Source organism: Limnobacter sp. 130, assembly GCF_902506325.1.
Taxonomy (GTDB): Bacteria; Pseudomonadota; Gammaproteobacteria; order Burkholderiales; family Burkholderiaceae_B; genus Limnobacter.
Window position 1 is genome coordinate 1,081,284 of sequence record NZ_LR732328.1, and the last position, 24,916, is coordinate 1,106,199.

At 49.8% G+C, this 24,916-nt stretch carries 21 protein-coding genes; 5 read left to right on the forward strand and 16 right to left on the reverse strand.

Going from position 1 to position 24,916, the window contains the following annotated elements:
* Positions 1-80: 80 nt before the first annotated feature.
* The 11 genes from FRIGORI9N_RS05115 to FRIGORI9N_RS05165 form a co-directional block, all read right to left on the reverse strand.
* Entirely contained in the window at positions 81-1,385 is a 1,305-nt protein-coding gene (locus FRIGORI9N_RS05115) for a DUF1329 domain-containing protein (RefSeq protein WP_236550803.1), read from the reverse strand.
* 41 nt (positions 1,386-1,426) lie between these two features.
* Positions 1,427-3,391, reverse strand: coding sequence for a DUF1302 family protein (locus tag FRIGORI9N_RS05120; protein WP_159568766.1), 1,965 nt, complete (start codon positions 3,389-3,391; stop codon positions 1,427-1,429).
* 44 nt (positions 3,392-3,435) lie between these two features.
* Entirely contained in the window at positions 3,436-5,844 is a 2,409-nt protein-coding gene (locus FRIGORI9N_RS05125; RefSeq protein WP_159568767.1) for an RND family transporter, read from the reverse strand.
* Positions 5,841-6,848: a YCF48-related protein gene (locus tag FRIGORI9N_RS05130; RefSeq protein WP_159568768.1), complete on the reverse strand. Its 1,008-nt coding sequence runs from the start codon at positions 6,846-6,848 to the stop codon at positions 5,841-5,843. The genes FRIGORI9N_RS05125 and FRIGORI9N_RS05130 overlap by 4 nt, the downstream gene beginning before the upstream one ends.
* Positions 6,849-6,911: 63 nt before the next feature.
* Positions 6,912-7,103, reverse strand: coding sequence for a 2-hydroxymuconate tautomerase (locus tag FRIGORI9N_RS05135; protein ID WP_159568769.1), 192 nt, complete (start codon positions 7,101-7,103; stop codon positions 6,912-6,914).
* Positions 7,104-7,114: 11 nt separating this feature from the next.
* Positions 7,115-7,903 carry a 2-oxo-3-hexenedioate decarboxylase gene (gene dmpH / locus FRIGORI9N_RS05140; RefSeq protein WP_159568770.1) on the reverse strand — a complete coding sequence of 263 codons (789 nt, stop codon included), beginning with the start codon at positions 7,901-7,903 and terminating at the stop codon, positions 7,115-7,117.
* Positions 7,900-8,928, reverse strand: coding sequence for a 4-hydroxy-2-oxovalerate aldolase (dmpG, locus tag FRIGORI9N_RS05145; RefSeq protein ID WP_159568771.1), 1,029 nt, complete (start codon positions 8,926-8,928; stop codon positions 7,900-7,902). The genes dmpH and dmpG overlap by 4 nt, the downstream gene beginning before the upstream one ends.
* An 11-nt stretch (positions 8,929-8,939) precedes the next feature.
* Positions 8,940-9,857, reverse strand: coding sequence for an acetaldehyde dehydrogenase (acetylating) (locus FRIGORI9N_RS05150; RefSeq protein ID WP_159569662.1), 918 nt, complete (start codon positions 9,855-9,857; stop codon positions 8,940-8,942).
* Between the two features lie 22 nt (positions 9,858-9,879).
* The gene (dmpE, locus tag FRIGORI9N_RS05155) at positions 9,880-10,662 is read right to left on the reverse strand and encodes a 2-oxopent-4-enoate hydratase (RefSeq protein WP_159568772.1); all 783 of its coding nucleotides are present in this window, start codon (positions 10,660-10,662) and stop codon (positions 9,880-9,882) included.
* A gap of 5 nt (positions 10,663-10,667) precedes the next feature.
* Complete coding sequence (locus FRIGORI9N_RS05160) at positions 10,668-11,498, reverse strand: alpha/beta fold hydrolase (protein ID WP_159568773.1); 831 nt, start codon at positions 11,496-11,498, stop codon at positions 10,668-10,670.
* Positions 11,499-11,508: 10 nt separating this feature from the next.
* Complete coding sequence (locus FRIGORI9N_RS05165; RefSeq protein ID WP_159568774.1) at positions 11,509-12,963, reverse strand: 2-hydroxymuconic semialdehyde dehydrogenase; 1,455 nt, start codon at positions 12,961-12,963, stop codon at positions 11,509-11,511.
* 162 nt (positions 12,964-13,125) lie between these two features.
* Between FRIGORI9N_RS05165 and FRIGORI9N_RS05170 the strand changes: the two genes are divergently transcribed.
* A complete protein-coding gene (locus FRIGORI9N_RS05170) occupies positions 13,126-13,836 on the forward strand; it encodes a GntR family transcriptional regulator (RefSeq protein ID WP_159568775.1) in 711 nt (236 codons plus the stop codon).
* Here FRIGORI9N_RS05170 and FRIGORI9N_RS05175 read toward each other — a convergent pair whose 3' ends face one another.
* Positions 13,837-14,910, reverse strand: a complete 1,074-nt coding sequence (locus FRIGORI9N_RS05175) for a ketopantoate reductase family protein (RefSeq protein WP_236550804.1) — start codon at positions 14,908-14,910, stop codon at positions 13,837-13,839.
* Between the two features lie 382 nt (positions 14,911-15,292).
* Here FRIGORI9N_RS05175 and FRIGORI9N_RS05180 point away from each other — a divergent pair, with 382 nt between their 5' ends.
* From FRIGORI9N_RS05180 to FRIGORI9N_RS05195, 4 genes are all read left to right on the forward strand, one after another.
* Entirely contained in the window at positions 15,293-15,520 is a 228-nt protein-coding gene (locus FRIGORI9N_RS05180) for a hypothetical protein (RefSeq protein ID WP_159568776.1), read from the forward strand.
* On the forward strand, positions 15,513-16,778 hold the full coding sequence (locus tag FRIGORI9N_RS05185) for a tyrosine-type recombinase/integrase (RefSeq protein ID WP_159568777.1): 1,266 nt from the start codon (positions 15,513-15,515) through the stop codon (positions 16,776-16,778). The genes FRIGORI9N_RS05180 and FRIGORI9N_RS05185 overlap by 8 nt, the downstream gene beginning before the upstream one ends.
* Positions 16,771-17,601 carry a hypothetical protein gene (locus FRIGORI9N_RS05190; protein WP_159568778.1) on the forward strand — a complete coding sequence of 277 codons (831 nt, stop codon included), beginning with the start codon at positions 16,771-16,773 and terminating at the stop codon, positions 17,599-17,601. The genes FRIGORI9N_RS05185 and FRIGORI9N_RS05190 overlap by 8 nt, the downstream gene beginning before the upstream one ends.
* A gap of 195 nt (positions 17,602-17,796) precedes the next feature.
* Positions 17,797-18,138 carry a hypothetical protein gene (locus FRIGORI9N_RS05195; RefSeq protein ID WP_159568779.1) on the forward strand — a complete coding sequence of 114 codons (342 nt, stop codon included), beginning with the start codon at positions 17,797-17,799 and terminating at the stop codon, positions 18,136-18,138.
* A 6-nt stretch (positions 18,139-18,144) separates the two neighbouring features.
* On the opposite strand, the gene FRIGORI9N_RS05200 is transcribed toward FRIGORI9N_RS05195, so the two are convergent.
* The 4 genes from FRIGORI9N_RS05200 to FRIGORI9N_RS05215 all read right to left on the reverse strand — a co-directional run bounded on the left by FRIGORI9N_RS05200 (position 18,145) and on the right by FRIGORI9N_RS05215 (position 24,844).
* Positions 18,145-18,942 (reverse strand): hypothetical protein, encoded by a 798-nt coding sequence (locus FRIGORI9N_RS05200; protein WP_159568780.1) that lies wholly within the window; start codon positions 18,940-18,942, stop codon positions 18,145-18,147.
* Positions 18,939-21,638 carry a site-specific integrase gene (locus tag FRIGORI9N_RS05205; RefSeq protein WP_159568781.1) on the reverse strand — a complete coding sequence of 900 codons (2,700 nt, stop codon included), beginning with the start codon at positions 21,636-21,638 and terminating at the stop codon, positions 18,939-18,941. Before FRIGORI9N_RS05205 ends, FRIGORI9N_RS05200 begins: the two co-directional genes overlap by 4 nt.
* 8 nt (positions 21,639-21,646) lie before the next feature.
* Positions 21,647-23,593 carry a hypothetical protein gene (locus tag FRIGORI9N_RS05210; RefSeq protein ID WP_159568782.1) on the reverse strand — a complete coding sequence of 649 codons (1,947 nt, stop codon included), beginning with the start codon at positions 23,591-23,593 and terminating at the stop codon, positions 21,647-21,649.
* Between the two features lie 378 nt (positions 23,594-23,971).
* Positions 23,972-24,844 (reverse strand): DUF2971 domain-containing protein, encoded by an 873-nt coding sequence (locus FRIGORI9N_RS05215; protein ID WP_159568783.1) that lies wholly within the window; start codon positions 24,842-24,844, stop codon positions 23,972-23,974.
* Positions 24,845-24,916 lie beyond the last annotated feature (72 nt).

Below are 24,916 nucleotides of genomic sequence, written 5' to 3' on the forward strand. Positions count from 1 at the left end.
GCTGAAGCAGGGGTTGTAAACCTCCGGGTGGAGGTGTCTATCCGGGAGACGTTACCGGAATCTGGATAGCACTGGGGTGATTAATTGCCTCCACGCATGTACTGAACACGCATCATTTCTGGAGGAGTCAGTTTGGGATCTACCAAGCCCTTGAACTGACCTGTGGTGCAGTGTTTACTTTGCACATCCACCATGCTGAAACTATCGTCAATGGCAATACCTGTACCCTTGTTGATGGGATGATGATGATCAGGATGGCTCTTGCCAATTGTCCAGCTTTTCCATAACTCATTCTTGCGGTCGTACACCAGAGTTCTCGACACGGCAAAGGTTTGAGCATCCACATGCATGACACGTTTGCCAATCGGGTGAGACGAGCTTACAGGCTTGGCCTCGAGAACATGTACCTTACGTAGCTGCCAGGTAATGTCGGGAAAACACTGGCCCTGACCGCCAAAATTAATGAACTTGAACCCGTCAGATTCCTTGAATTCATCTGTGAGCTTCATTTCATTGTGATTGTAGAAAGGCATCAAGATATTTTTAGTACCTTTGAAGGTCCAGGTCATATCTGAAACACGACCGTTGTACCCCTCGAAATCTTCGATCATCAGGTCAGAGCCCAGGAACGAATCTGTGGTTTGGCCAGTGGCCAAGCGGCGTACACGACGCTGAAAACCGAGGTACAGGTTAGCCTCGTCCAGCTTCTGATCATCGTCATAACGTTGAATCAGCAACTGAGTGTCTTTTAAGTCTTGCGGTTCGAGCACTTTCACATAAATGGCCCGAAACAAATTGGACGGGTTAGGAGAAATTTCAGGTGTCGGTGCATGCTGCACACGATGCTTCAAATTCAAAAAATGGAAGTTGTACTTGATCGTACGCTCCAACTGGCCGGTTTCCAGGTTTCTGAATTTCCAATAGAAGGGATAAATAGCCGCGCCATCACCCCAGTTAATACCATATTTGTAATTCCACGCCAGTTTTTCGCCTGCACGTGGATCCTTTAGGTCCGGTTCCTCCAAAAAAGGACGGCCGCCAGCAAACCCGGTCAGGTCGCCATTATTGGCACCCAACTTCGTTTTACCCAAATTCTTGCGGCTCGCTTCAACATAATACTTATCCACATCAAAACTGGTGGTTCCACCAACCTTAATGTCGTACCAACCATTCTTGAGCACCATATACATACCGGGATCAAGCACATCTTTGAATTGTTCGACGTTTGCCTTGGAGACCACGCTCCCAGGATTAAGCCCGTTGAATTTCGGAACACCGTCTTTGTACGGAAAAAACGAACGTTGCAAATCGGCTTCTGTTGCAGCATATGCCGTACCTGTCATTCCTAAAATCGAGAGCGCCAATGCGAGGTAGCGTGGTTTCACTTTCTTCTCCTTTGAAGGTTGTGTCTTATGTTTTTGTATGATTAAAAGTTGTAACGCATCTGAACAAACAGATCGTCTTCTTTAAATGCAGCCCCAATTGGTCCAGCGCGGAATCGACCCAAGGGTTCGAATCCACCCAAACCAAATGAGCCTGGTGCTGCACCTTGCCCATCACCTGCGTATTGGGTAAATGGCGCATACGGGTTACAAGAACGACAGTCGTCGAATTGGTACTTGGAATTGTCTGCCACCTTAAAATTTGCACCGAATACTAACTTCAAGTTGTCAGTCACCAGCCATTCCACCGAAGGCGCAATCGCAGTGGCTTTGGCTCGTACGTCGTGCGCCATTATCAGTGTAGGGCTGACTCGATCATTGGCTAGGAAAGCTTTGATCAGAAGCGTACCAATTGCATTGGTTTCCCAATCAGGCATACCGGCAAGACCAAGCGGCTTTTGCTCTACTTCATGGTCGAGAATGTGCTGCAAGAATAACTGACCGGAAATCAGAGTAGTACGACGTGGGTTGATCCAGTCGATGAATGTTGGACGATCCACGCCCACCACGGCTCGGAATACATTGTTCTCCGAATACAACTGGGGACGCAGCGTATTGGCAAATTCTTCGCCTTCTGTCATTGCGGCTTCAACGCGAACAGCAGCTCCGGCTGACTCCAGCTGGAAGTCGAGTGAGCCACCAATCAGGTTAACCCGTGGGTATACGAAATCAAACGCGATTAGGTGAGTATTCGAAGTGGTTTGAGGTGTGCCTGTGAAAGGGTTCACAGCGCCAGTTTGAATACCCCGAAGCGACGGCAACTGAGAACGGTAGGTTAATGCATTCACCGAGAAGCTCAAACCTTCCTGGGTAATGCCCTCATATTTCAAACCAAGCTGTGTGTTGTCCAGTTTCCAGTCTGGTAACTCAACATTTCGAATACCAATCTGATTGGGACCAAAGTTGGTTGCGAAGTGTTGACCAGTACCATTGGATGCGAAGTTAGCCACCGTACCACCGTTGTCCCACAAATTTTTCAAACCACGGAACAAACAACCAGCATCCAGAATTACGTTGGGTTGACCACACTGACCAAGGTTATTGGGGCGAAACTGATCGAAGTTCCACACCACTTGTAGGTTACGGTCTTGCATGGTCTCCGAAGGACCCAGGCGCCACTCAGCCTGAGCAATCCACATTGGAATACGAATATCTTCCAGCTCGTCGTAGATATTGTTGCGTGAAAAATCAACCGGGTTGATTACATCCAGTACACGGAATAAATCTGTTCGACCCCACACTACTTGCTGTTTACCGACTTTAACAAACAGATCAGTGCCATCCTTCAGTGCAAAGGTATTGGTGGCATACGCCTCTCGAATAAAATCAAGGCGACTGTTAAATTCAGGTGCAGCCAGTTCGTTGAAGGTCAAATCACCGTAACCGCCAAAGTCGACGCAACCACGGGGATCAACATCGCAAGGACGAACAGGCACACCGAATGCCGCACCGCCATTGGTACCGTGCCAGCGGTCGCCACTGACACGCAGGCCTTCGTTTGGATTATTGGGGTAATTGTCAACAAACTGGTTGTTTGGTAAACCAAAAGCGCCGTTCACAGCAGTGAAACCGAGGCCTCCTCCTTGGGGAACTGATCCGCCAATCGCAGTACTCTCCAACATGATTGGACCACCCGCAGTTTTACCAAACTGATCTGGATTAAGGTGGTAAACACCGTCATATGTACCGCGAAAAATGCCATTGAAACGCCAGCCGTTCTTTCCAGTGCGTTCCCCCTCAGCGATCAGCGTGTTACGAAATTTCGCAATACCAACAGTTTGATCGGTGTTGTCTTTTCCTCGAAATGCGGTGTGGTTTTCATAGAATAAATCGACTTCGTAATCCTCGCCTTCAAACGTTGCGGCCTCTGCAATGCCTGGTAGTGCACCAAGCAAGGCAGCTGCCAACACCGCTGAATGCAGCACGGGTTTATGTCTCATCTTTTTCATGTTGCCCCTTCTCCTTTGTTGCTGTTGTACTGCTTGATAATTTTTCAGGCGGCTTTCGCCAGTTTCAAATCAGGGGCTTGTGCTTTATCTCCCAGCACTTCACCCATTACAAACTTCGGTTTGAACACCACACACCACGCCGGCACAATCAACATGGCGGCAATGGCATTCACAATCAGCATGAAACTTAGCAACACGGCTGCATCCGACTGGAATCGGAGATCGGACATGAAAATCCACAACACCACACCGGCAATCAAAGTGGCGGCCGTGAAACTGACGGCATATCCAGTGGAGGCCACCGCATTGATCACGGCTTGCTTGATGTTCTTGACGGTGTGCATTTCTTCACGAATGCGGTCCATGAAATACACGGCGTAGTCGATGCCCACGCCGACACCCACTGCGATGACAGGCACGGTGTTCACGCTGATACCGATACCGAATGCACCCATGTAGGCATACGTCATCAAGGTGGCGAACAACATGGGCATGATCATCAACCAACCCGCATGCACCGAGCGGTAATACAGCATCACCAAAGTGAAGGCCATCAACATGACTGCAGGAATAATGATCATGTGATCGGTGTGCAAAGCCTGATTGGCCGCAGCTGTTACACCGATGATGCCGCCACCCAATTCAATGGTCAGGCCGGGTACTTCAGCTTCGGCAATGCGCTTACCTTCTTCAGCCAAAGCCACCACTCGGTTAATGGTGCTGGCCTTGTGGTCTTTGTAATAAAAGACCATGTTGGCTTCGTTTTCATCGGGTGTTACAAACTCTTTCAGCGCACCAGGAATCGGGCTGGACACCTGGTAGGCGAACATCAAGCCACCCACCTCCGATTCGTTGTCGGGCAACTGTGCCCAACGGGGATCGTCGTTGTGCAGCAATCTGTTTACCACACGCACTACACCGGGAATCGCCTTGGTGCCACCCAGCTCAGGGTCACTCAACATATGTGCCTGAAACTTTTCAATGGCGGCCATCACCTCAGGGCGCTTGATACCGCCCTTCTCTGCCGTACGCGCCAGCACATGCAATTCCTCAGAACCTGGGAACAGATCATTGATTGCTTTGGTGCCCAGGTTGTAATCATGGTCGCGGTTCAGAATTGGCGAACCGGGTTCCGATTCACCCATCTGCACATCTTTCACGTAATAAAACCCCACAGCTGACAGAGCCACCGTGGCAACCAATACCGTGAGTGCGCCATTAAAACGCGCGACGGTTTTGCTGGTGATGCCGCCCAGTGCGTCGCGAATCCCCTGATTTTCGTTCTTGGTATTCTTGGGCTGTGGCAACACAGTCAGTGCCAGCGGCACCATGAAGTGCACAGTGAAGATTACCGAGAAACCCCAAAAACCGGCTGCAATACCCAACTTGTAATTGAATGGAGCAGCGCCCAACACCAATACAGCAATACCCAATGCGTCCACAATAATGGCCAGCGAACCGGGGCGGAACAAGGCCTCCAACGCATTGCGCGCAGCCTTCTTGCCATTCTTTACAATCGCCAGTTCTTCGTAATAACGCACCACCAGCTGCACACCGTGCGAGGTGGCACGCGCCGCAATCAGAAAAGGAATCGGCAATGACAGAGGCTCAAGGTTGATGCCCACCATGGCCATGAAACCCAAGCCCCAAATGGATGACAAGGCAATGCCCAACAGCGGCAAAGCAACACCATAGAAACGGCGGAAGTACACGATCAACAACAAGGTGAGCAAAGCTAGCGTGTAAGCCATAATGGCCACAAGTTGATCAAGGTAGGTGTACACCCAGCCTGTCAACACCGGGTTGCCAGTGGTGTAAATGTTGTGTTTTTCATCAGTCAATTCAGCGCGCAATTGAATCAGCGCACCGAATGTTTTTTCGTAATCAATGTCGCCTTCGTTCAACTGCGCCTTGATCAAGGCGGCTTTCATGTCTGGCGACACGAGCAAACCGTAAATCGTAGGGTTTGCAGTCACATCCTTTTGCAACTGCTTTAACTGTGCTTCACTCAGCTCGCCGTTATTACTGTCGTAGAAGGTGTCTGACAGGAAGGCACCCGTTTCATCCAGGTAAATTTTTCGAGAAGAACGATGGGTCAGGCTGCTCACCAGGTTGTGATTCACACTGGGCAGGTTGTCCACACCTTGCGTGGCTTTTTCAATCAACTTCAATGTGTCGTTGTTGAAAATCGTGCCCTCTTTCACCTCCACGGCCATCACCACCATATTGGCCCCACCAAAATTTTCTTTCAGCTGGTTGTAGGTTTTGATGTAAGGGTGGTTTTGTGGCAGCAGGTCCGAGAAATCGGAATACACCTTGAGCTGTGGAATGGCGGCAGCAAATCCCACGGTGACCAGCATGATCATACTGAGCACAATTTTCGGATTCGCGAACAACCACTCTTCAGCGCGAATAATTTGAGCGATCATACGATCGGCGAATGACTTGATCATGATGGGTCCGCCTGACTTAAATTGGAACTTTGAAGGGTGCGAAGCAAGCCACCAGGGCCACCCACCACAATAGATTGGCTACCCGATACCGCAGCACCCAGGAAAGACAACACCGGGCTGTCGTAAGCAACGCGCACCCACTGATCGCCCTCAAGGCGGGCGAGCGTACCGTTGGCACCCACACCATGCGGAGCACCGGCATGCATGAACAGGCGGTACAAAGGTGCCTCGGTCGTATTGTCCATACGAACCCAGCTGATGCCACTATCCGTGGTTTTCAACACTTGCCCAGCGAGCCCGCTTGCATAGCCTGTTTCAGCACTGGTAAATAAAGCGTCGTAGGTGTAAAAGTCACCTGCAATCGGTTCGCCACGTTGCCAGGTTTGCCCGCCATCATTGGTGAAGGTCAACATGCCGAACTCGCCAAAGGCAATGCCGGTTGTGTCGCTGGTGAAAGCCAGTGCGGTGAACTGCGCATCTTCGTCAAAGCTGACCACGCGCCAGGTTTTGCCCTGATCGGTGGAATTGATCAAATTAGAGCCTGAGCCAACAACCCACAGACCACTGCTGTGGCATTCAATGGCAACCGGGCTGGAAGGTTTGTCGAACTTGCTGGGTAACCAGTCTTTGAAATCACCAGAGGATGTCCACACGGTGTTGTAAACATCCAGCATGGCTGCACTGCCATCCTGGCAGAATGCAGAATCAATGAAAGATGCCGTGCTGGATACCCGCTGGCGGAGCCACGAACTACCCCCGTCTGTTGACACAGTCACCACGCCTGTTTGCGTACCACCCAGCACTGTTCTGCCTTGAGCACTCAGGGTTTGAATGACCTCGTAACGCTCAACTGTTTTGGTGACTTGCTGCACGGTATCAACCGAGACCTGCTCTGCACTTTCGGCGCAGGCATTCAATAGCGCTGCACCTGTAACTGCAAGCAGTGCCAAGCCAAGTGTTGATTTTTTCAGGCGCAAAGGCGCCCCTGAATACTGAATATTCACAATGTCTCCTGCCTTCTCTGTTTGGCAAATGAAAGCCGCCTGGTTTTTATGTGCGGCTTTTAATTAGCGTCCCCGGTCTTTTGCCGACACGCCTGCAATTCCCCAGTTGGTGCTGGGCACTTCAATGATCTGGACCCGAACTGTTTCAACGGGTGCACCCACCGCCTCTACAAGGGCCTGGGTTACCTTCTCAATCACCGCGCGTTTTTGGTCTTCCGTGCGGCCTTCAATCAAATTGATTTGTGCAAATGGCATGGTTTGCTCCCTTACTCAAAACGCAGGCCAACCTGGCCCAGGCCCTGCACATGCAAGGTCACGTTATCGCCGGATTCCACGGCAACAGCCTCGGTAATGCCACCCGACAAAATCAGCGAACCTGCGGGCACAAACTGATCGCGCTTTGCCAGCTCGTTGGCCAACATGGCAATGGCTGCAGCAGGGTGCCCCACCACGGCGGCGCCTGCGCCAAAAGCCACAGGCACACCATTTTTTTCCAGCACAATGCCGGTGGTTTTGAGGTCCATCCCATCGACTGGTTTCATGGTGCCGCCCACTACAAAACGTGAAGCAGACGTGTTGTCGGCAATCACACTTTTCAAATCGAATTTGAAATCGCGGTAACGCGAGTCAATCACTTCAATGGCGGGCATCACAAAATCAGTGGCCGCCAACACAGTGGCAATGTTGCAACCCGGGCCGCGCAAATCAGCCTTGGTCACGAATGCAATTTCAGGTTCAACCTTGGGGTGAATCAGCTCGTTCACTTTCACGGCTGACCCTTCAGGCACGCTGAAGTAATCGGCCAAAAAACCAAACACCGGCGTGTCCACACCCATCTGTTTCATCTTCGAGTGCGAAGTCAAACCTGCTTTCAAACCCACAATGCGCACACCGCGGCGTTCTTTGCGGGCACGAATTTCATCCTGAATGGCATAGGCATCATCCCAGTCCATGTCGGGGTGATCATCAGTAATCTTCACCACATCGCGTGCATTCAGTTCGGCACTTTCCAAATGCTCGGCCAGTGCAGAAATTGTTTTCTTGTCCAGTTTCATGCGGCGCTCCTTGCACGGGCCATGGTGATGGCGGTGTCTTCAATCATGTCTTCCTGGCCACCCACCATGCCGCGTCGGCCCAGCTCCACCAGAATTTCACGGGCGCTGATGCCGTACTTTTTCTCGGCGCGTTTGGCGAACAACAGGAAGCTGGAATACACACCGGCATAACCCAGGGTCATGGAGTCGCGATCAATTCGAATGGGGTGGTCCATGATGGGCACCACCAGGTCTTCGGCCACATCGGAAATCTTGAATACGTCCACACCGGTTTGGATGCCCATGCGCTCGCACACCGCTACCAGTACTTCCATGGGGGTGTTGCCAGCGCCAGCGCCCAAACCTGCGGCGGCTGCATCAATGCGGCGAGCACCGCCACGAATGGCCTCAATCGAGTTGGACACACCCATCGACAAATTGTGGTGGCCATGAAAACCAATTTCAGTTTCAGGCTTTAGTGCGTTGCGCACCGCGCTGATTTTTGCGTACACCTCATCAGGCAACATGTAGCCTGCGGAATCCGTCACATAAATACAATTCGCACCATAGCCTTCCATCAACCTGGCCTGCTCGATCAACTTCTCGGCGCTGGCCATGTGGGCCATCATCAAAAAACCCACCGTGTCCATATCCAGTTTGCGGGCATGGGTAATGTGCTGTTCACTCACATCGGCTTCGGTACAGTGCGTGGCAACACGTATGGTGTGCACGCCCAAATCTTTCGCCATTTTCAAATGGTCCACCGTGCCAATGCCGGGCAACAACAAGGCTGACACCTTGGCCTGCTTCATCGCAGGAATCACGGTGCTCAAATATTCTTCATCACTGTGGGCAGGAAAGCCGTAGTTCACCGATGAACCACCCAAGCCATCGCCATGGGTTACTTCAATCAGTGGCACACCCGCTTCATCCAAACCTTTGGAAATACTCAGCATTTGTTCCAAGCTCATCAAATGGCGCTTGGGGTGCATGCCATCGCGAAGCGTCATGTCATGCACTTTGATTTCAATTCCTTTCAAGTTCATGGGGGTTCTCCTTAGGCGCTCACGGTGGGTTCAAGGGTCAGCTTGCCGCTGAGAATTTCTTCGGCAAACATCTCGGCAGTGCGGGCCGCTGCAGCGGTCATAATGTCCAGGTTGCCGGCGTACTTGGGCAGGTAATCCCCCAGGCCTTCCACCTGCATGAACACCGAAACACGGTTTCCATCAAACACCGGGCCATTGACCAGCGTGTAGCCAGGCACATACTTCTGCACCTCCTTGATCATGTCCTGAACCGACTTGGTAATTGCTTCCTGATCGGGCGTGCCTTCGACCAGACAATGCACGGTGTCGCGCATGATCAAAGGTGGTTCGGCCGGGTTGATGATGATGATGGCTTTGCCCTTTTTTGCACCGCCCACTTTTTCCACAGCACCGGCTGTGGTGCGTGTAAATTCATCAATGTTTTTGCGGGTACCGGGACCAACGGATTTTGATGACACCGTGGCCACAATTTCACCGTAACTCACGGGCTGAACGCGCGACACGGCATACACCATGGGAATGGTGGCTTGGCCACCGCACGTCACCATGTTCACATTCATTTCACGCTTGCCCAAGTGTTCTTTCAAATTCACCGGGGGCACGCAGAAAGGCCCAACAGCCGCAGGCGTCAAGTCGATCATCAACACACCCAGCTCATTCAGCTTGCGGCTGTTCTCGGCATGCACATACGCACTGGTCGCATCGAATGCAATTTGCACACCGTCGGCTTCAACGTGGGGCAGTAAACCATCCACACCTTCTGAGGTGGTTTTAATGCCCATTTCACGCGCACGTTTCAAGCCATCGGATTCAGGGTCAATGCCCACCATCCACACCGGCTCCAGCACTCTGCTGCGTTTCAGTTTCATCAAGAGATCAGTGCCGATATTGCCGGGACCAATCAATGCGCATTTGATTTTTTTCATGATCGAATTCCTTTTGCCTTGTAACTTAAGCGAAGCGAACAGAGCAGTTGCCAATCCCGCCAATCGACATCTGCAGCGAATCGCCTGCCTTCACGGGAATAAGTGCTGCCAGTGAACCTGACAGAATGATTTCGCCAGTCTTCAGGCCAATGCCCAAACGGCCCAGTGTGTTGGTCAGCCACACGATGGCATTGACGGGGTGACCCAATGCAGCGGCGCCTGCACCAGTGCCCACAATGTCACCATTCTTTTGCAACACCATGCCGCAGGTAAACAGGTCTACTTTGCGGGGGTCGACCACACGATCGCCCAACACAATGGCGCCACACGAGGCGTTGTCCGCCACGGTGTCCTGAATCTTGATTTTCCAGTCGGCAATGCGCGAGTCCACAATCTCGAAGCAGGCCATCACGCCTTCGGTTGCAGCCAGCACATCCGCAGCCGTTACACCGGGTCCCATCAGGTCGCGCTTCATCAAAAAAGCAATTTCGCCTTCGGCACGTGGTTGAATCAGGCTGGCCGCTTCAATGGCCTCGCCCTCGTTGTAAACCATGCCGTTGAGCAAATAGCCAAAGTCAGGTTGGTGCACATTGAGCATGTTCATCACTGCTGCGCTAGTGACACCAATTTTTTTACCAATCACATGCTCGCCATTGTCCAGGCGCCGCGCAATCATGCGTTGCTGAATGTGGTACGCATCTTCAATCGTGATATCGAAACCACGGCTGGTCAGCGGTGCAATGGTGTGGCGTTGCGTCAGTGCGTTGTAAAGTTCATCGCCCAAATCGCGAATTTGAGTTGCGTCCATTTGCTTTATGCCTCTTGCAGGAAGTCGGTCACCAAACGCTCAAAGCGCGCGGCGTGTTCAATCTGGGTCCAGTGGCCGCACTTGCCATACACATGCAGTTGCGAATCCACAATCATTTCGTGCAGGCACAGCGAGGTGCTCAAGGGGATCACCTGGTCATCTCGGCCATGCACAATCAAGGTGCTTTTCTTCAATGCACGAATGTCGGTTTCATGGCTGGCCATGGCGTCTACCCAGCGTTGGCGGGGTGCGGGAAACATGGCTGAGAAACTCTCCTGAAAGCCGGGGCGAACGCTGGCCTGATAACGCAGTTGGGCCAGCTCGTCATTGACCAGGCTGCGGTCATAGGCAAAGTAGTCCATGATGCGGCGCATGTTTTCAAACGAAGGCTGATAACCCCACACTGCATCCAACCCTTCAGTGATGGGGAATGGCACGCCCACACTGCCCATCAGCACCAGTTTGCGCACACGCTCGGGGTGGCGAATGGCCAATGCCAGTGCAACCGCACCACCAAAAGAGTTACCTATCAGGTCTGTTTGCTCAATGTTCAATGCGTCCATCACGCCCACAGCGTGGGCCACCCAGCTGTCCAGGTTGTATTGGTAGCCTTGGCGGCGCTCAGTGAAACCGAAGCCCACCATGTCTGGGGCCACTACGCGGAATTGTTTTGCAAAACCGGGTATCACCAAGCGCCAGTTCGCCCAAGCCGACACGCCGGGTCCAGAACCATGAATCAACATCAGGTTCGTGCCCTGGCCTTGATCGTGATAATTCGTGTGAAGGCCATTGGCCTCGATACTCAATCCAATTTCGGGTGAAGCAGGTGCATTCATCGTGTTTTCCTCACAGCTTCACGCAAATATTTTTCAGTTCGGTGTAAAACTCCAGCGAGTGCACACCCCCTTCCCGGCCAATGCCCGATTGCTTGGCACCACCAAACGGCGTACGCAAATCACGTAAGAACCAGCTGTTGACCCAAGCCAAACCCACTTCGATTGAAGCGGCCACGCGGTGCGCTTTGGCAAGGCTTTGTGTCCACACAGCGGTGGAAAGGCCATACACATTGTTGTTGACGCGAGCAATTACCTCGTCTTCCGAATCAAATGGCGCGATGTGGCAGCAAGGTCCAAAAATTTCCTCCACACACACAGCTGCATCGTCATCCAGACCGGTCCAGATGGTGGGCTGCACCCAGGCACCATTATTCAAATCACCAGGCATCTCGATTACACCGCCACCCGTCACCACGGTGGCACCCTGCTCTACTGCCTTGCGGTAATAGCCCAATACTTTTTCACGGTGTTCTTGAGAAATCACAGGGCCAATGCCTGTGTCTTTGTTTTCGGGCAAGCCAGGTTTCAGGCTTTCTGCACCCTTCTTCATGGCGGCCACAAATTTGTCGAAAATCGGGCGCTCTACATACACCCGCTCGGTGCCCAAACACACCTGTCCGCTATTGGCAAACACCGAGCGCATGGTGCCCTCAATGGCCGCCTCAAAATCGCAGTCTGCAAACACAATGGCTGCATTCTTGCCACCCATTTCCAGGCTCACGGGGCGTGCGCCTTGCGCAGCTGCTTTCATGATGGCGGCACCGGTGCGTGTTTCGCCAGTGAAGGTAATTGCGTTCACATCGGGGTGAGTCGTTACAAATTCACCCGCTGAATCAGGGCCAAAGCCGTGCACCACGTTGTACACACCCGGTGGCACACCCACTTTGTTCATGACCTCACCCAACAAGGCGGCAGTCTGCGGCGTTTCCTCGGAAGGCTTCACCACCACGGTGTTGCCACAGGCCAGTGCAGGGCCGACTTTCCATGTCATTAACAGCAAAGGCAGGTTCCAGGGGCAAATCACGCCTACCACACCCACCGGGCGACGAATGGAATAGTTCAGCGCACCGCGTCCATCGGGGGTAGACATCTCGAAGCATTCGGTGGGTACGTTCTTGATGGTGTCCGCAAACACTTTGAAGTTGGCAGCACCACGGGGAATGTCAATATGACTGGCCAGGCTAACTGGCTTGCCAGTGTCGGCGACCTCAGCCTGCAAAAAGTCGTCGAAGCGGCGATTGATTTCATCAGCCACGGCGTACAGCATTTGCACCCGGTCGGCCACAGTCAATTTGCCCCACGGGCCTTTCAAGGCAGCCTTGGCTGCAGCCACCGCATCATTTACCTGTGCGCGACTTGCTTCATGCACCTGCGCAATCACGGCGTTGTTCACGGGTGAATATTTGGGAAATGTGTTTCCCGCCGCAACAAACTCCCCGTTGATGAAGTTTAAAACTTCTTTCATTGCACTCTTCCTTGCCAATCGATTAAACCATGAACAAACGATAAAACTATTTTTTCTCGACGTCAATATATTTTCTCGAGAATATTATTTTTAATCGATAATGTTGATTAGCGTCGCAACTCGACTACAATGACGAAACAGAGAGAATTTTTTGGAGTGTGTATGAATGAAGTGGTCTCATTGCCTGGCAGCGTCACCAGCGGGGAAAGCCTGACCCTGGCAGAAACTGCCTACCGCAAACTGCGCAATGACATCATTGAAGGCGTGCACAAGCCGGGCACCAAGCTACGGGTAGAACACCTTAAAGACGATTACGAAGTGGGCGCGGGCACCTTGCGGGAAGCCTTGCAACTGCTGCTGAACGACGGACTGGTGGTGGCGCAAGGACACCGAGGCTTTACCGTGGCCCCCATGTCTGCGGAAGATTTTCAAGACATTACCCGCACCCGCGTCATGATTGAAACTGAAGCACTGCGGCAAGCCATTGCACTGGGCGATGACCAGTGGGAAGCTGAAGTGATGGGTGCGTTCCATATGCTAAGCCGGGCAGAATCACGTCTTGGCGAGGAAACAGTTGAAACCCGCAGCGAGTGGGAACGGAAGAACCGCCTGTTTCACGACACACTCATTTCCGCCTGTCCTTCTCGCTGGCTAAAACAGTTTCAACATTTGCTGTACATGCAATCCGAGCGTTATCGCAGGCTGATTCTTTCTGAAAAACCCATTCCCCGCGATGTGCACTCCGAACACGAAGAAATTTTGACGGCAACACTGAATCGAAACAGCGAGCTGGCCACGCAAATTTTGGCTGATCACATCAACCGATCATTGGTAGCGGTACAGAAACTACCCAAAGAACGATTTGGAAAGTAATCAGCTGCTGAGCATTGAATGAATTAATGCTGTTACGGGTGTATCGATCCCCAAGCGTTCAGCTCGTCGAAGCACACTGCCACTGATCGCATCTAGCTCTAAAGGACGGCCCTTTTCAAGGTCTACCAACATCGAGGTTTTGATCGAATCAAACTCACAGATCAATTTGAACATCTCATCCACATCAGACTGACTTAACACAACCTCGTCAGCCTTCGCAACTACAGCAACCTCTTGCATTGCTGCGTAAATCACCCGCCTGTAATGTGGGTGATTTGTTAGAAAACCAGTATCCTTTCGAATCAGAGCGGACAGGGGATTCACACCATTGTTCACCAACAGTTTTTTCCACAACTCATGTCGAATATCGACAGCGGTCCGGGTGGGAATTCCTGACGCATTGAATGTATCCGCTAGCATTTCCACTGCGCTTTGCGAGCCTTCATTTACGACCGAATTGGGCCATGCACCCAACACAATTTGTCCCAAACCCTGCGCCTCGATACATCCTGGCGAAACTATATGTGCGCCAATTCTTACAGCCAATCCACCAACCACACGATCAACACCCAACACCTTGCTGAGTACTGCTTCATTCTCGACACCATTTTGCAAAGACAGAACTGGTGTAGCGCCTGCGGCCAGCCAAATTGAATTTGAATCGAGCCAACTCGCCGTATCCTGAGATTTCACACACAGTACAAGTACATCGAAATCACTGCATCGGTAATGGCGCTGCATCGTGATTTCATCGACTGCACACACTGGCTGCTTGAATGAAAACTGATCGTGCTCAACCTGTAACCCGTGTCTTTGCATTGCTTCAAGGTGATTCCCCCTTGCCACTAACACCACTGAGTTTCCGCCCTCGATCAAGCGTGCTGCATAGTAAGCGCCCACGCCCCCAGCACCCACGAACAACAAGCGCAGTGACTTATTCTCACCAAGCGTTTCCATACAGTCTCCTTTGGCATCACGATAACGCAGAAGGAATTCCGAAATATTAGCAATCAACAATAAATATCCATTATTCCCAAGAATACTGAAGCTTAATTCACTGCTGATGAAGGACATCGAAAATCTAACCTCGCAATCTTCAAAGCAACTTTTGAACTGGTTAGCTATGAAAATAAGATTTCTTTTCCAACGAGACGTTCGGAACATTTAAAAGCCTAAGATCGCTGCTGCAATATAAATTACAGCGCGATTTGATCTGGATGATTCCTCGAATTTCTGATCATCTCAAGTTCAAAGCATTCCGCCTTGAGTCCCTCACCCTCCCTTGTCAAAAGTTGTCTGTCCGTTTAGGACTGATCAGTTTCACTTTCATCAACAAGTAAAAAGCCTGCAAAAAGTCCAAAATTTCTTCGATTTTGGCACTTGCGCAAATGAAGACTTTTGCTAACTTGAATTTACCCCGCTGATCTTTTGCGGGATTTTTCAAGAGAGGAAAAGTATGAGTACAGAGTATCTAACCACCGCCGAACTCGCCGGGCGGCTCAAATACGATGAGCGAACCATCCGTGAAAAACTCATGGATTCAGTGTTGCTTGAAGGGGTGCATTATCTGCGTCCGTTTGGGCGTCGCAAGATTCTTTTCATCTGGCAAGCCATTGAAGAGGATTTGAGCAAGGGCCCAAAATTCTCCGTGCCCATGGCCAACGGAGGTGTTCTCCATGGCTAGTATTCGCACCCGGAAGCAGACCGGAAAACTGTACCTGGACTTTTACTTCGATGGCGCGCGTTACAGGGAGCAAACCGCCCTGCCCGACACACCAGAGAACCGCACCAAGCTCGGTAAACTTGCTGACAAACTTGAGCGGGAAATTGCCCGAGGCAAATTCAACTACGCCGAGTTCTTTGGCAAACCTGCCAAGGAACCCCGCGTAAAGGCCTCTGATGCGTATCCGAGACCTGGTGGCCATCATCGTAACTCTGGCGTAGAGGTAGCCAGTCAAGTGAATGCCCCTGCGGTGCAGACACCCACTTTCTCGGAGTTCTTGGATATCTGGCGAAATGAAAACTTCGTGCAGTTTCGAAAGAGTTACCAAAGAACTGTAGAAGACATCTTCAAGGCCCACTTGGTGCCCAAGTTTGGGAATACGAGGGTCGGAGACATTCGACGGGAAGACCTTTTAACCTTTCGCTCAGTCCTCGCCAAAGCACCGGGGCGTAAAGGTTTAACGATGTCTCCCAAGCGAGTGAACGCCGTCATGGCACTGTTAAGTCAGGTCATGAGTGAAGCCTCCGACCGGTACCACTTTACCAATCCGTACCAAAACATCAAGTCTCTTCGCTTACGTAAACCCGATGTGGAGCCTTTTACCTTGCAAGAGGTGAACCTGATTCTGAACACGGTTCGTGAAGACATGCGCAATTACTACATTGTGCGGTTTTTCACGGGCATGCGGACGGGCGAAATTGATGGGCTGAAATGGAAGTACGTTGATTTGGAACGCCGCCAAATTCTGATCCGCTCGACCATTGTCGCTGGGATCGAGGAAGAAGACGGCAAGACCTACGACTCCATACGGGACATTGAAATCTCAGAAGTCGTCTGCCAAGCCTTGAAACGGCAGCGGCTTGTGACTTATCGCAAAAGTGACTATGTGTTTTGCAACAGCGTGGGCCAACCTCTGGACCACAACAACGTCACCAAAAGGGTTTGGTATCCCCTACTTCGCCACCTTGGGCTTGCACGCAGGCGCCCTTACATAACCCGCCACACAGCGGCCACCTTGTGGCTTGCTGCCGGTGAAAACCCACTTTGGATTGCCAGACAGCTGGGGCACAGCTCAACCGAGATGCTCTACAAAGTGTACGGCAGATTTGTTCCCAACCTGACACGCCTTGATGGCTCGGCTTTTGATCGATTGCTGGCCACCAACACCAACATTGGTGAACTGGGCAACGCTTTGCAACTGGAGGTGAAAAATGGGTAAGTCCAGCTTTTTTGGTGAAACAACCACCGCAGTGCAAGGGATTGTCACTGGATCATGGGTCAGTGAATTTGAACACGATGGCCAGGTGAGCTATTGCTTACAGACCGAGGTCTACGATTCTTGGCACGTTCATTATTTTCATGTGTACACCTTGGTACCGGCAAAAAGGATAGAAGTGGGACGATTTGTTCTGATTCATCCTTTGGGCAAGAAACGACAGGCTGATCCAATATTCGACACCGAAGCGATCTTCAATGAAACCAGCTTTGGTATCGAGCACAATCCATTTGATTTCTTGCCAGCAAGGACCAAGGAGCAGCAAAAGTCCAAGGGAGTGTTGGTTTGGTCTTACTCCCATCTTCAAGCCGAGTTGAAAGAGGTCGTCCTACGGGTCATTCAATTAAGACCGGATCTTTTTGTATCGTCTCTCGCAACTCCAGGCCTGCTTCAGATAATCAGCGAAACCAGTGAAAAACACTCAAAACGGGTTCCCTTGCGTATGGCATCGGAAGATGACGAGGTTTCAATGGAATCGCAGCCAATGCACTTCGCACCAATCGCGGCTTTTTTGCAGATGTTTTGCAAAGCCAACCGAAACTTTTGTACCGGGTGGCCTCAGGGCGTGCGGGTTTCATTTTCGGGGTTTTGGCAGTTCAGCAACCTGCGGCCTGGCGATGAGAGATTGTTAGCGAACGCGCAGGAGCTGCTGCACTCGGTTGGACAGATCCTCGAGGAGCACGGTTTTCAGAAGGCTCCGGATTTCATTAGAGTCAATGAAAAGTACTTTCTAATGGCCGCTCTTGAGCGATACAGGGAATGCTAAACAGCCAAGACAGTAGGTTATCAGCGCTTGATTTTCCATGCAGGAAAGACTTTCCTGTGTGGATTTTTTCTTTGCGGAAACGAAATTGGGGATAGGTTAAAAAAGCACCGTTAGGGCGGGCTCAGTAATTTTCTGATGGACGCTGCGAAACAGATCGCATAATATAAATACTGTTTTTATATACAGCACTTAATTATGCTCTTTAACCTCACTCTGCTTCGCGAACGCGGCAAACGCCTGGATGCTCCAAGCGTAATCCACGATGATGCGGTCATCAAAAGTAACCAGGATGGCAAATTCATGTCTTTAAGCGTGAATTCCTACTACGGCGGGGTGAGTCGAGCACCAGGCCTTTATGAAGCAAAATTGATGAAATTCAATGCTGATGAAATTGTGTTCCTCGGATTCGAAACGGTGGAGGGGCGAGCCTATGTTCAAGAATGGAAATTGACACCATCGAAAGTGTCTTCAACCTGGCATGTCGTGAGAAATGAAGAGATGTCGACGCATCACACCCAGCGGTTGATGGATGCTTAAACTGTCTCATTCATCAATTAGCTGCTCAATGGTTGCACTGTTTACCCTTTGCATTCCTTTTCGTTTCTTAAGACTAATGCGACAAATGAAGTTCGCAGGCTGACCGCTGCGTAACAGCTTTTCGAATCGATCCAGATAATTATTTTCTTCATCGAAAAGATATGATGGCCGAAACCTCACCGGAAATGTCTTTTGATTCACAATCACCGGATTAGTTTTGTGCCAGCGTACCGACTCAAGGACTACAGATTGACGTCCTTTGAATCTAACTGTGGCCTGAAAACTCAACCGATGTTCTGTATCTGGGCCATTTTGCTCAATGGTTTTCAAGTGGTGATTATTTGCCCAGGACTCCGTCGTCCAATGTGAATCAAGCAAAGAGCGCAAAATAGAAAACGCTTGATATTCTTGCGGCGATAGGGATTTGAGAGGCTTGAGTTGCTGGGCCTGTAGCAGCGTTTCAAGCATCATCGGAAGCCTAGCGAATTCTTCAAGACAGCTTTTTAAAATTACCTCGATTTTTGCAGCTCGATCAACGTCGAATTGCAACTGAAGCTGCCGAGAGGCAATAAGAACTGGTTGGTAAAAAACCTCCTCACGATGCGTACTAGGATTTATTCGATTTTCCAGGGCACCGGAAATTGTAAGCTCAGGTATGAGTGCAAAAACAGGCGATAGCACAGCGCGGACTTTTCGATCAATTTCCTCAAAATCACGACTATGTAGCTCATGAATGAACTTGCTTATCTTCATTGGCCAGAGCCAATCTAACGGAATTGCCACTTTTTCAATCGAGCGCTTCATAACTTCCCCCTCTGGTGAATATCCCAAATAACTACCTGACAAAAAAGAGCCGCTTGCAAGCAAACCCCAATCGAAGCCCTGTTGCCAGGTCTTGATCTTCTTGGTGTCAAAATGCTAATCAGCGCATTCTTTTCGCTGTTGAACGCTTTTGAAGTTGATCCTGAATTCGGCTTGAAAAGATGCAGCCGCACATGCTTTCTTCCATTGCCCCTGCAGTAACTCACTAGTGGTGCATGAAGATATGAATATTTGAATAGATTGATTAGCTGATCACTGTCACTTTGATTTACACGTACTCCGACCTCAAAACTGCATTGCTCGGCCTGAACCCCTGACGCTTTTAGAAGCGCGATGATCTTTTTGAAACGTGGATCATTTAGCGGAACAACAAGGTGTCTTGATGTAAATATTTCACGGAGATAGAAATAGTCTTGCCCCTGGTTAAAAGGACCAGATATCAAAGCAAGTAACATGGCTTCAGTCGTGCGAGCAAAACCATGACTAAATGCTTTTTCCAACTGCGAGCAATAACGCAGAACGTCTGGGTTCCACACAGATGCCGATTCGAATCGACCGTACTGTCCAAGCGTCCAATAAAGTCGATCAAAGATTTCTCGATCGATACCAAACTGCTGAATCAGCTTGGCTTTATCAATCCCTTCAGCGCTGGTCAACTGATTCACCAGCTTAAAAACATCCAAAGGGGTCAAATCCGTAGCTGTTTTGCTCTCAGGCCAGATTTCCTCAAGACTTGGAAACTGGATCAAGGATTGGTCAAAAGGTGGAGATATTTCTTTTTCTCTATCCCCGTAGATCAGCCTGGCATGCGATCGACCGATGGAAACACCTCGAGAATTTCCCCGTCTAACAGTCGATTTGTAGGTATTTGCGCTCCCAAAACCTAACCAAATCCTGAAGTCCCACGATGGCAGGTATTCGCTCGGGATCGAACTCCAGAGGTTTCTCGCAGCCAAGGCGATCAAATAATCTACACAGTGTGTGTAAGTGGTCCATGACGTGGAAAAACTCAAATGACCCAGATCTGCCACGATCGCGAAAACTGGATTGTGTTGCTGAGAATATCGGGAATGGCCGTTGAAGAGTTGCCAAAACTCGGAGGTTACTTTCGAGTGGGACAGCCAATGAAAACGCGCGCCTGGTTCACCTGTTACCACTTTCAGAATTCCGTTCAGAGTGGCTCGGAACGTTGCGCTACGATAAACGTCTTCAGTCTCGTAGTTTCCCCATAGAGATGATTTAGGGCCTGCCTGATCAATGGTGATGCGATAGGTCAGAAACTGCTCCAGCAGGCGTGCTCGATCTATGGGAATGCGCACGGTGCGCTCGCCAGCGTCAGATTTACTGTGCCGGATGGTCACCAACAATGATTGCTCAAGTTTCGATAGCTGAAAATCCCCAATCTCGAGTCGCAATAGCTCACCGATACGCAGTCTCACCAATGTCGCTAAAATAAGGGCTACTGAACAGTTCACCGCAAGGGTCCGATCAAGGATTGCTCGGGCTTCCTGGATCGCATCTAGAATTTCACTTGGCCAAATGAGTTCCGCCTCAATAATCCCTCTGTGGCTTCGCATCTTGGCTATGTCCGTCTCAATAGAATAAACATCCGCCAAGTACACTTTGAACACATCTAAACCGGCATTAAGTTGTGGGGCTGATGAACCAGCAACACTCGAAGAGACTTGGAGCTCGGACGCCTTTAAGTGCTGGGTGATGAAGTCGAAGACAGATAAATGGGGGTTTAGGCTTTCGAACAAATGGCGAAAGACAAGCCGTGCATACTGTTCGATAGTGCTTGGCTTTAGCTTTGATTTGTATCGCGAACCGCAGACAATCAAGTAGCGAACCCAGTCGAGATATATATAACCAATAGTGTCTGGTTCCAAAAGCCGTGTAACACCTGAGTCGATTCGAATCAGAATTGAGTTCCTAGACATGGAACCCTTCACATGGTTTTTAAGCCAATCTTGAACCTGCTTGGCAAACCACCAGTCAGAATCCTCCACCTGACGGTTTTGAATTCCTAAAGCCAAGGATTCATTGATTTCATCTGCGTCAGCTTTAGATCTACATTGAACACCATTGGCCCGTTTAAACACTCGTTCTTCTAAGGATGCGTACTCCAAAAACCCGGCAACTGATGCAAAAACAATCGGGAGTAAATATTGCTTTAACACGAGCGCAAACCCACCCACGAAACTTTCAGTTCGATCCTGACCCCAGAACCATTTATCAATCCGGGTCAGTGTTTTCTTAACATCGAGTTCAACATTGCCAAGGTCAGCATGGTGTTTGGTGATTAAACGAATCGTCGCAGCGCTTATCAAAACGTTAATCACTGCCCCGTTCTCCAGCACTACCGACACACGGCTTTCGATAGTGAGTTCTTTCTGAGAACTAGCCAAAATCGTACAAACCACCTCCTCGAGCAAATCTAGACGCAAAACCAGGTCATTAATCATTAGGCTAAGTAGCAAACGCTCAGCAATCCCTAGGCGCTGAAGTTCCTCGGTCCGAACGCGTTTCCATCTTTCAATAAATAATTTTTCAACAAAGGCTTTATTGGGCCTAATGCTTACGACTACGTCACGAAAGTCGTTTTGAGCTGCGTAAAAATAGCTGTCAACCAACTTAGTACTGTTGTCGCGCTTGCTGAAAAGAGCCACTTGCGTCATCACAGGCCTCAGCCTTGAAGACCGGGCAATGGAAGTACGCCTATCTGTTTCAATAGATCCTCAGTGCTCCGAACTACATTCGTTGCGGATTCTTCCGGTGAAAGGTCAACTCCCATGTTATTGCTTGATTGAAAGATCGATCCGTGTCTTGAAATTCGATTGATCTCCACCCGCTTTAAACCACAAAGATGAGACTGAACGAAATGACGACCGAAGTTCGGTGGCAAATTAAAGCCGTGCAGATTAAGCGCATCAGACAAATGATCTGATCCCAGTCGACTCAGACCATTTCGGGTTAGGCGGAATAACAGTGGCTCAGAAGAGCCTAGCTCTAGAATTTTTGTGATGTTGTTAGGTATCTTCTCAGCGCATTCCAGTTCTCGAGATTTCCCCCAAAGTTGCTCAAGGTGTTCGATATAAAGATCCAGCTGGGCTTTTACAATCTGACCAAATGGGACCTCGACGAACTCGGTCACCTGATGGCTGTCTTTGTCGTTAAACACCACGAAATCAGCTCCAATTGAGCAACGCTTGAGGGGAAAACTTTGCGTGGGACGCAAGGCCAATGCGATTGAACACATGAATGCAGTCGCAATTGCAAATGCGTTGTGAAACGTCGCAAGCTCTGACCACTTGCTGTTTTTCGTAGGTCTTAGCGAATCAACTTGTGTTTTTAATTCAGTCCAAGCTCTAGCTATGTACTCTTTCCGAACTTGGGCAAGCGCGCCAAACCCCCGCTCAGAGCTCATATCAATCGATACTGTTGGTATTCCAAACGACTCTAAGACCGAACAAAATAATTTCGCGGCATCTTTCTGTTTTATATTTCTATAATATGCAGGCCCACGAGACAGCAAGCGCGGATCAGAAAATGCGAAAGCAGCCAGTACATCATCACCACACTGATTCACACCTTCAATCGACAATCGATTGCGCAGATCTGTAATTTCAGGGTTCTCTCGATTGATGTCTTTCTCAGAAACCCCTATCAACGCACCCAGATTCTTTGCATCAGGGTTTTGGGTCAAAGCATACTGAAGCGGATTCTTTAGTGCTTGTGCAATCGGCCTTGCCAAATACCACTGATCTGCTTGCTGATTTGAGTCACCATCCACGCGTCCTTTGGGCATGAACAATGACCGATTCGTATAGATGCGTGACTCTCGAACGGACAGCCAATGAAAAGCGCCGGGCTCTGGCCAACAAGGTAAAGCCACGGTGAAACTTGGAGGACAATTGATATGTAGCGATAGAAGCTCACAAATTGATGGGCCATCGCCCTGCTTCGCACCTTCCTGAATCTGCGTACTGGCTGCAATCAAGGTCTCTTGCGAAAAGCGCGCGTGGGTGAGTAAAACTCTCTTTTTCTGCAAGTCGTGCTCGCCATGTAAACGCATGTGATAAGCCTGCAAGCGATCGAGCGATGATCGCACGGAGCCTTCAATCAAACAGTCCAACACCTTCTCAGATTGAGACTTGGCTCGCTCTAATGCATGCTTAACCTGAATATCAGGGCGAAACGAAAGATCTTCGAGAGGGTCGCGCTTTACATGTTTGCTTAGAATTTGAATCAGCGTTCTAGGGTGATAGTCCCCAAGGTACATCGCTGTTAACACCAGCGCGAGATCTAACTTCTGTGAATCATTTACCCGGCGATATGCCATCAGGCATGACAACGGCCCTTGCTCTGGAACCAGTTTGACTCCCCAGTCCTTCGACGGAAGGCATTCGAGACGATGCTTGATTTTGGTGAGAACAAAGCTTGCCTCAAGCAGCTTTGGAAAGTCGATACGTTCCTTCGCCACTCGCTCGAGGGCATCGATTAAGTTTTGAACTGCGCAGTGAAGATCTGCCGCGCAATGCGCCAAACCAAACACTTTGATGAACCTCGAGAGGTCATGATCAGCTATGATTTGCTCGATTGATTCGTCTGTGAAAACTCTTGAATTTTCCATTTGCATCCCCTGATTACCCGAAGGTCATGGGGAAATGTTTTCACAGATTTGGAAATCGTGTTTTGGTTGAAAGTGCCTTTTTTTGGCACTTTCAGTAGTGAAGTCTAGTTAGCAGTAAGCCATCAAGAGATTCTTGAAGGATGGAAAGTGCCGAGTACAGGCTGAGCGATTCACCATAGCAACAGGGAATCCCCAACAGCCCAAAAGTCGCCATAAGGTAATTTTTTCAAAGTCATGAAAAAGAGTTTTCAGCGAAACGGCCATTTTATGGCACTTTCAGTACCTATTTACCTGCGATAACATTGCAACGTAGGCGTGTCGGATATCAAGTAACAAACTGACCAAGAAAAGTGGGAAATTTGCCCTAGTCGAATCATCCTAACGATAAGTGGCACTAGATCTTTTGACAGTGACGCCGACAAATCCATTCTTCTCAAGAAATTTGCTGACTACGAATTCTGGCGTGATGTTCTTAGGACCTAAAATCACCTCCCTTATCGCCGGTATGTCAAGGTTCTTCAATGCAATTGAACGGAAAGGTATAAGGCGTTCAGCTGAGATACGGAACTCACACTCATCTTCAAGTTCGTTGAAGAGATGAGAAATAAGTCGCCATTCCGCCTCTTCCCTGAATGCAGGATTCTTCAATCTAAATAAATGAGACAAAACCATAAAGACCTTGCTCATCATGTTGTGCACCGCTTTACCGTATTCCTCTCTTGCTAATTCGTATATTTTTTGGCCAGCTTCATGATCAAGCCCCATCAACATTGAGGGAGGGCTAGGTGGATTCAACTTGCCTATCAATATGTCTTGTAAGATTCTCTCAAAAATCGGCTGCAACGCACTCTCGTGCTCAGCCAACTCATAAATTACTCGTTCAGTGCTAAAGCCTGGTGTATTTTTATCCCGGCTATTATTTAGCGACTCCAAGTATTCCTTTGAGAATCCAATCGAAAAACCTTGTCCATCTCCTGAGTAACCACGCCACTGACTGAGTAGATCACCTTTTTCTGACAAACAAAAACCCAAGCCGTCGATCACTTCCTCAAGCGACTTGATTGCATCAATCACCATAGACGCCTGTTTTTCATTCAGTTTATTGCGGTCAAATAGTGTCCTAAAAGTAGAGCCAACCAATTTCCCCTCCATCGCGTCATTGGAGAGCGACAAGGATGACAACCAAATACAGCGGTTACCGATAATTGATAAAAATGCCGCCGGATTACAGTAATGGTAAAGAATATCCATGAAATCCCTCTGCATTAAAACAAAACCATTTATAAAACTGCACTGTACCGTGTGCTGCAGCTGTTCTTTATC

Bases quoted from the DNA above. Each gene is read 5' to 3' on its own strand.
- FRIGORI9N_RS05120 (WP_159568766.1), bottom strand. From the start codon at position 3,391: ATGAAAAAGATGAGACATAAACCCGTGCTGCATTCAGCGGTGTTGGCA.
- FRIGORI9N_RS05125 (WP_159568767.1), bottom strand. From the start codon at position 5,844: ATGATCAAGTCATTCGCCGATCGTATGATCGCTCAAATTATTCGCGCT.
- FRIGORI9N_RS05135 (WP_159568769.1), bottom strand. From the start codon at position 7,103: ATGCCATTTGCACAAATCAATTTGATTGAAGGCCGCACGGAAGACCAA.
- dmpH (WP_159568770.1), bottom strand. From the start codon at position 7,903: ATGAAACTGGACAAGAAAACAATTTCTGCACTGGCCGAGCATTTGGAA.
- dmpG (WP_159568771.1), bottom strand. From the start codon at position 8,928: ATGAACTTGAAAGGAATTGAAATCAAAGTGCATGACATGACGCTTCGC.
- dmpE (WP_159568772.1), bottom strand. From the start codon at position 10,662: ATGGACGCAACTCAAATTCGCGATTTGGGCGATGAACTTTACAACGCA.
- FRIGORI9N_RS05160 (WP_159568773.1), bottom strand. From the start codon at position 11,498: ATGAATGCACCTGCTTCACCCGAAATTGGATTGAGTATCGAGGCCAAT.
- FRIGORI9N_RS05165 (WP_159568774.1), bottom strand. From the start codon at position 12,963: ATGAAAGAAGTTTTAAACTTCATCAACGGGGAGTTTGTTGCGGCGGGA.
- FRIGORI9N_RS05170 (WP_159568775.1), top strand. From the start codon at position 13,126: ATGAATGAAGTGGTCTCATTGCCTGGCAGCGTCACCAGCGGGGAAAGC.
- FRIGORI9N_RS05175 (WP_236550804.1), bottom strand. From the start codon at position 14,910: ATGTCCTTCATCAGCAGTGAATTAAGCTTCAGTATTCTTGGGAATAAT.
- FRIGORI9N_RS05180 (WP_159568776.1), top strand. From the start codon at position 15,293: ATGAGTACAGAGTATCTAACCACCGCCGAACTCGCCGGGCGGCTCAAA.
- FRIGORI9N_RS05185 (WP_159568777.1), top strand. From the start codon at position 15,513: ATGGCTAGTATTCGCACCCGGAAGCAGACCGGAAAACTGTACCTGGAC.
- FRIGORI9N_RS05190 (WP_159568778.1), top strand. From the start codon at position 16,771: ATGGGTAAGTCCAGCTTTTTTGGTGAAACAACCACCGCAGTGCAAGGG.
- FRIGORI9N_RS05195 (WP_159568779.1), top strand. From the start codon at position 17,797: ATGCTCTTTAACCTCACTCTGCTTCGCGAACGCGGCAAACGCCTGGAT.
- FRIGORI9N_RS05200 (WP_159568780.1), bottom strand. From the start codon at position 18,942: ATGAAGCGCTCGATTGAAAAAGTGGCAATTCCGTTAGATTGGCTCTGG.
- FRIGORI9N_RS05205 (WP_159568781.1), bottom strand. From the start codon at position 21,638: ATGACGCAAGTGGCTCTTTTCAGCAAGCGCGACAACAGTACTAAGTTG.
- FRIGORI9N_RS05210 (WP_159568782.1), bottom strand. From the start codon at position 23,593: ATGGAAAATTCAAGAGTTTTCACAGACGAATCAATCGAGCAAATCATA.
- FRIGORI9N_RS05215 (WP_159568783.1), bottom strand. From the start codon at position 24,844: ATGGATATTCTTTACCATTACTGTAATCCGGCGGCATTTTTATCAATT.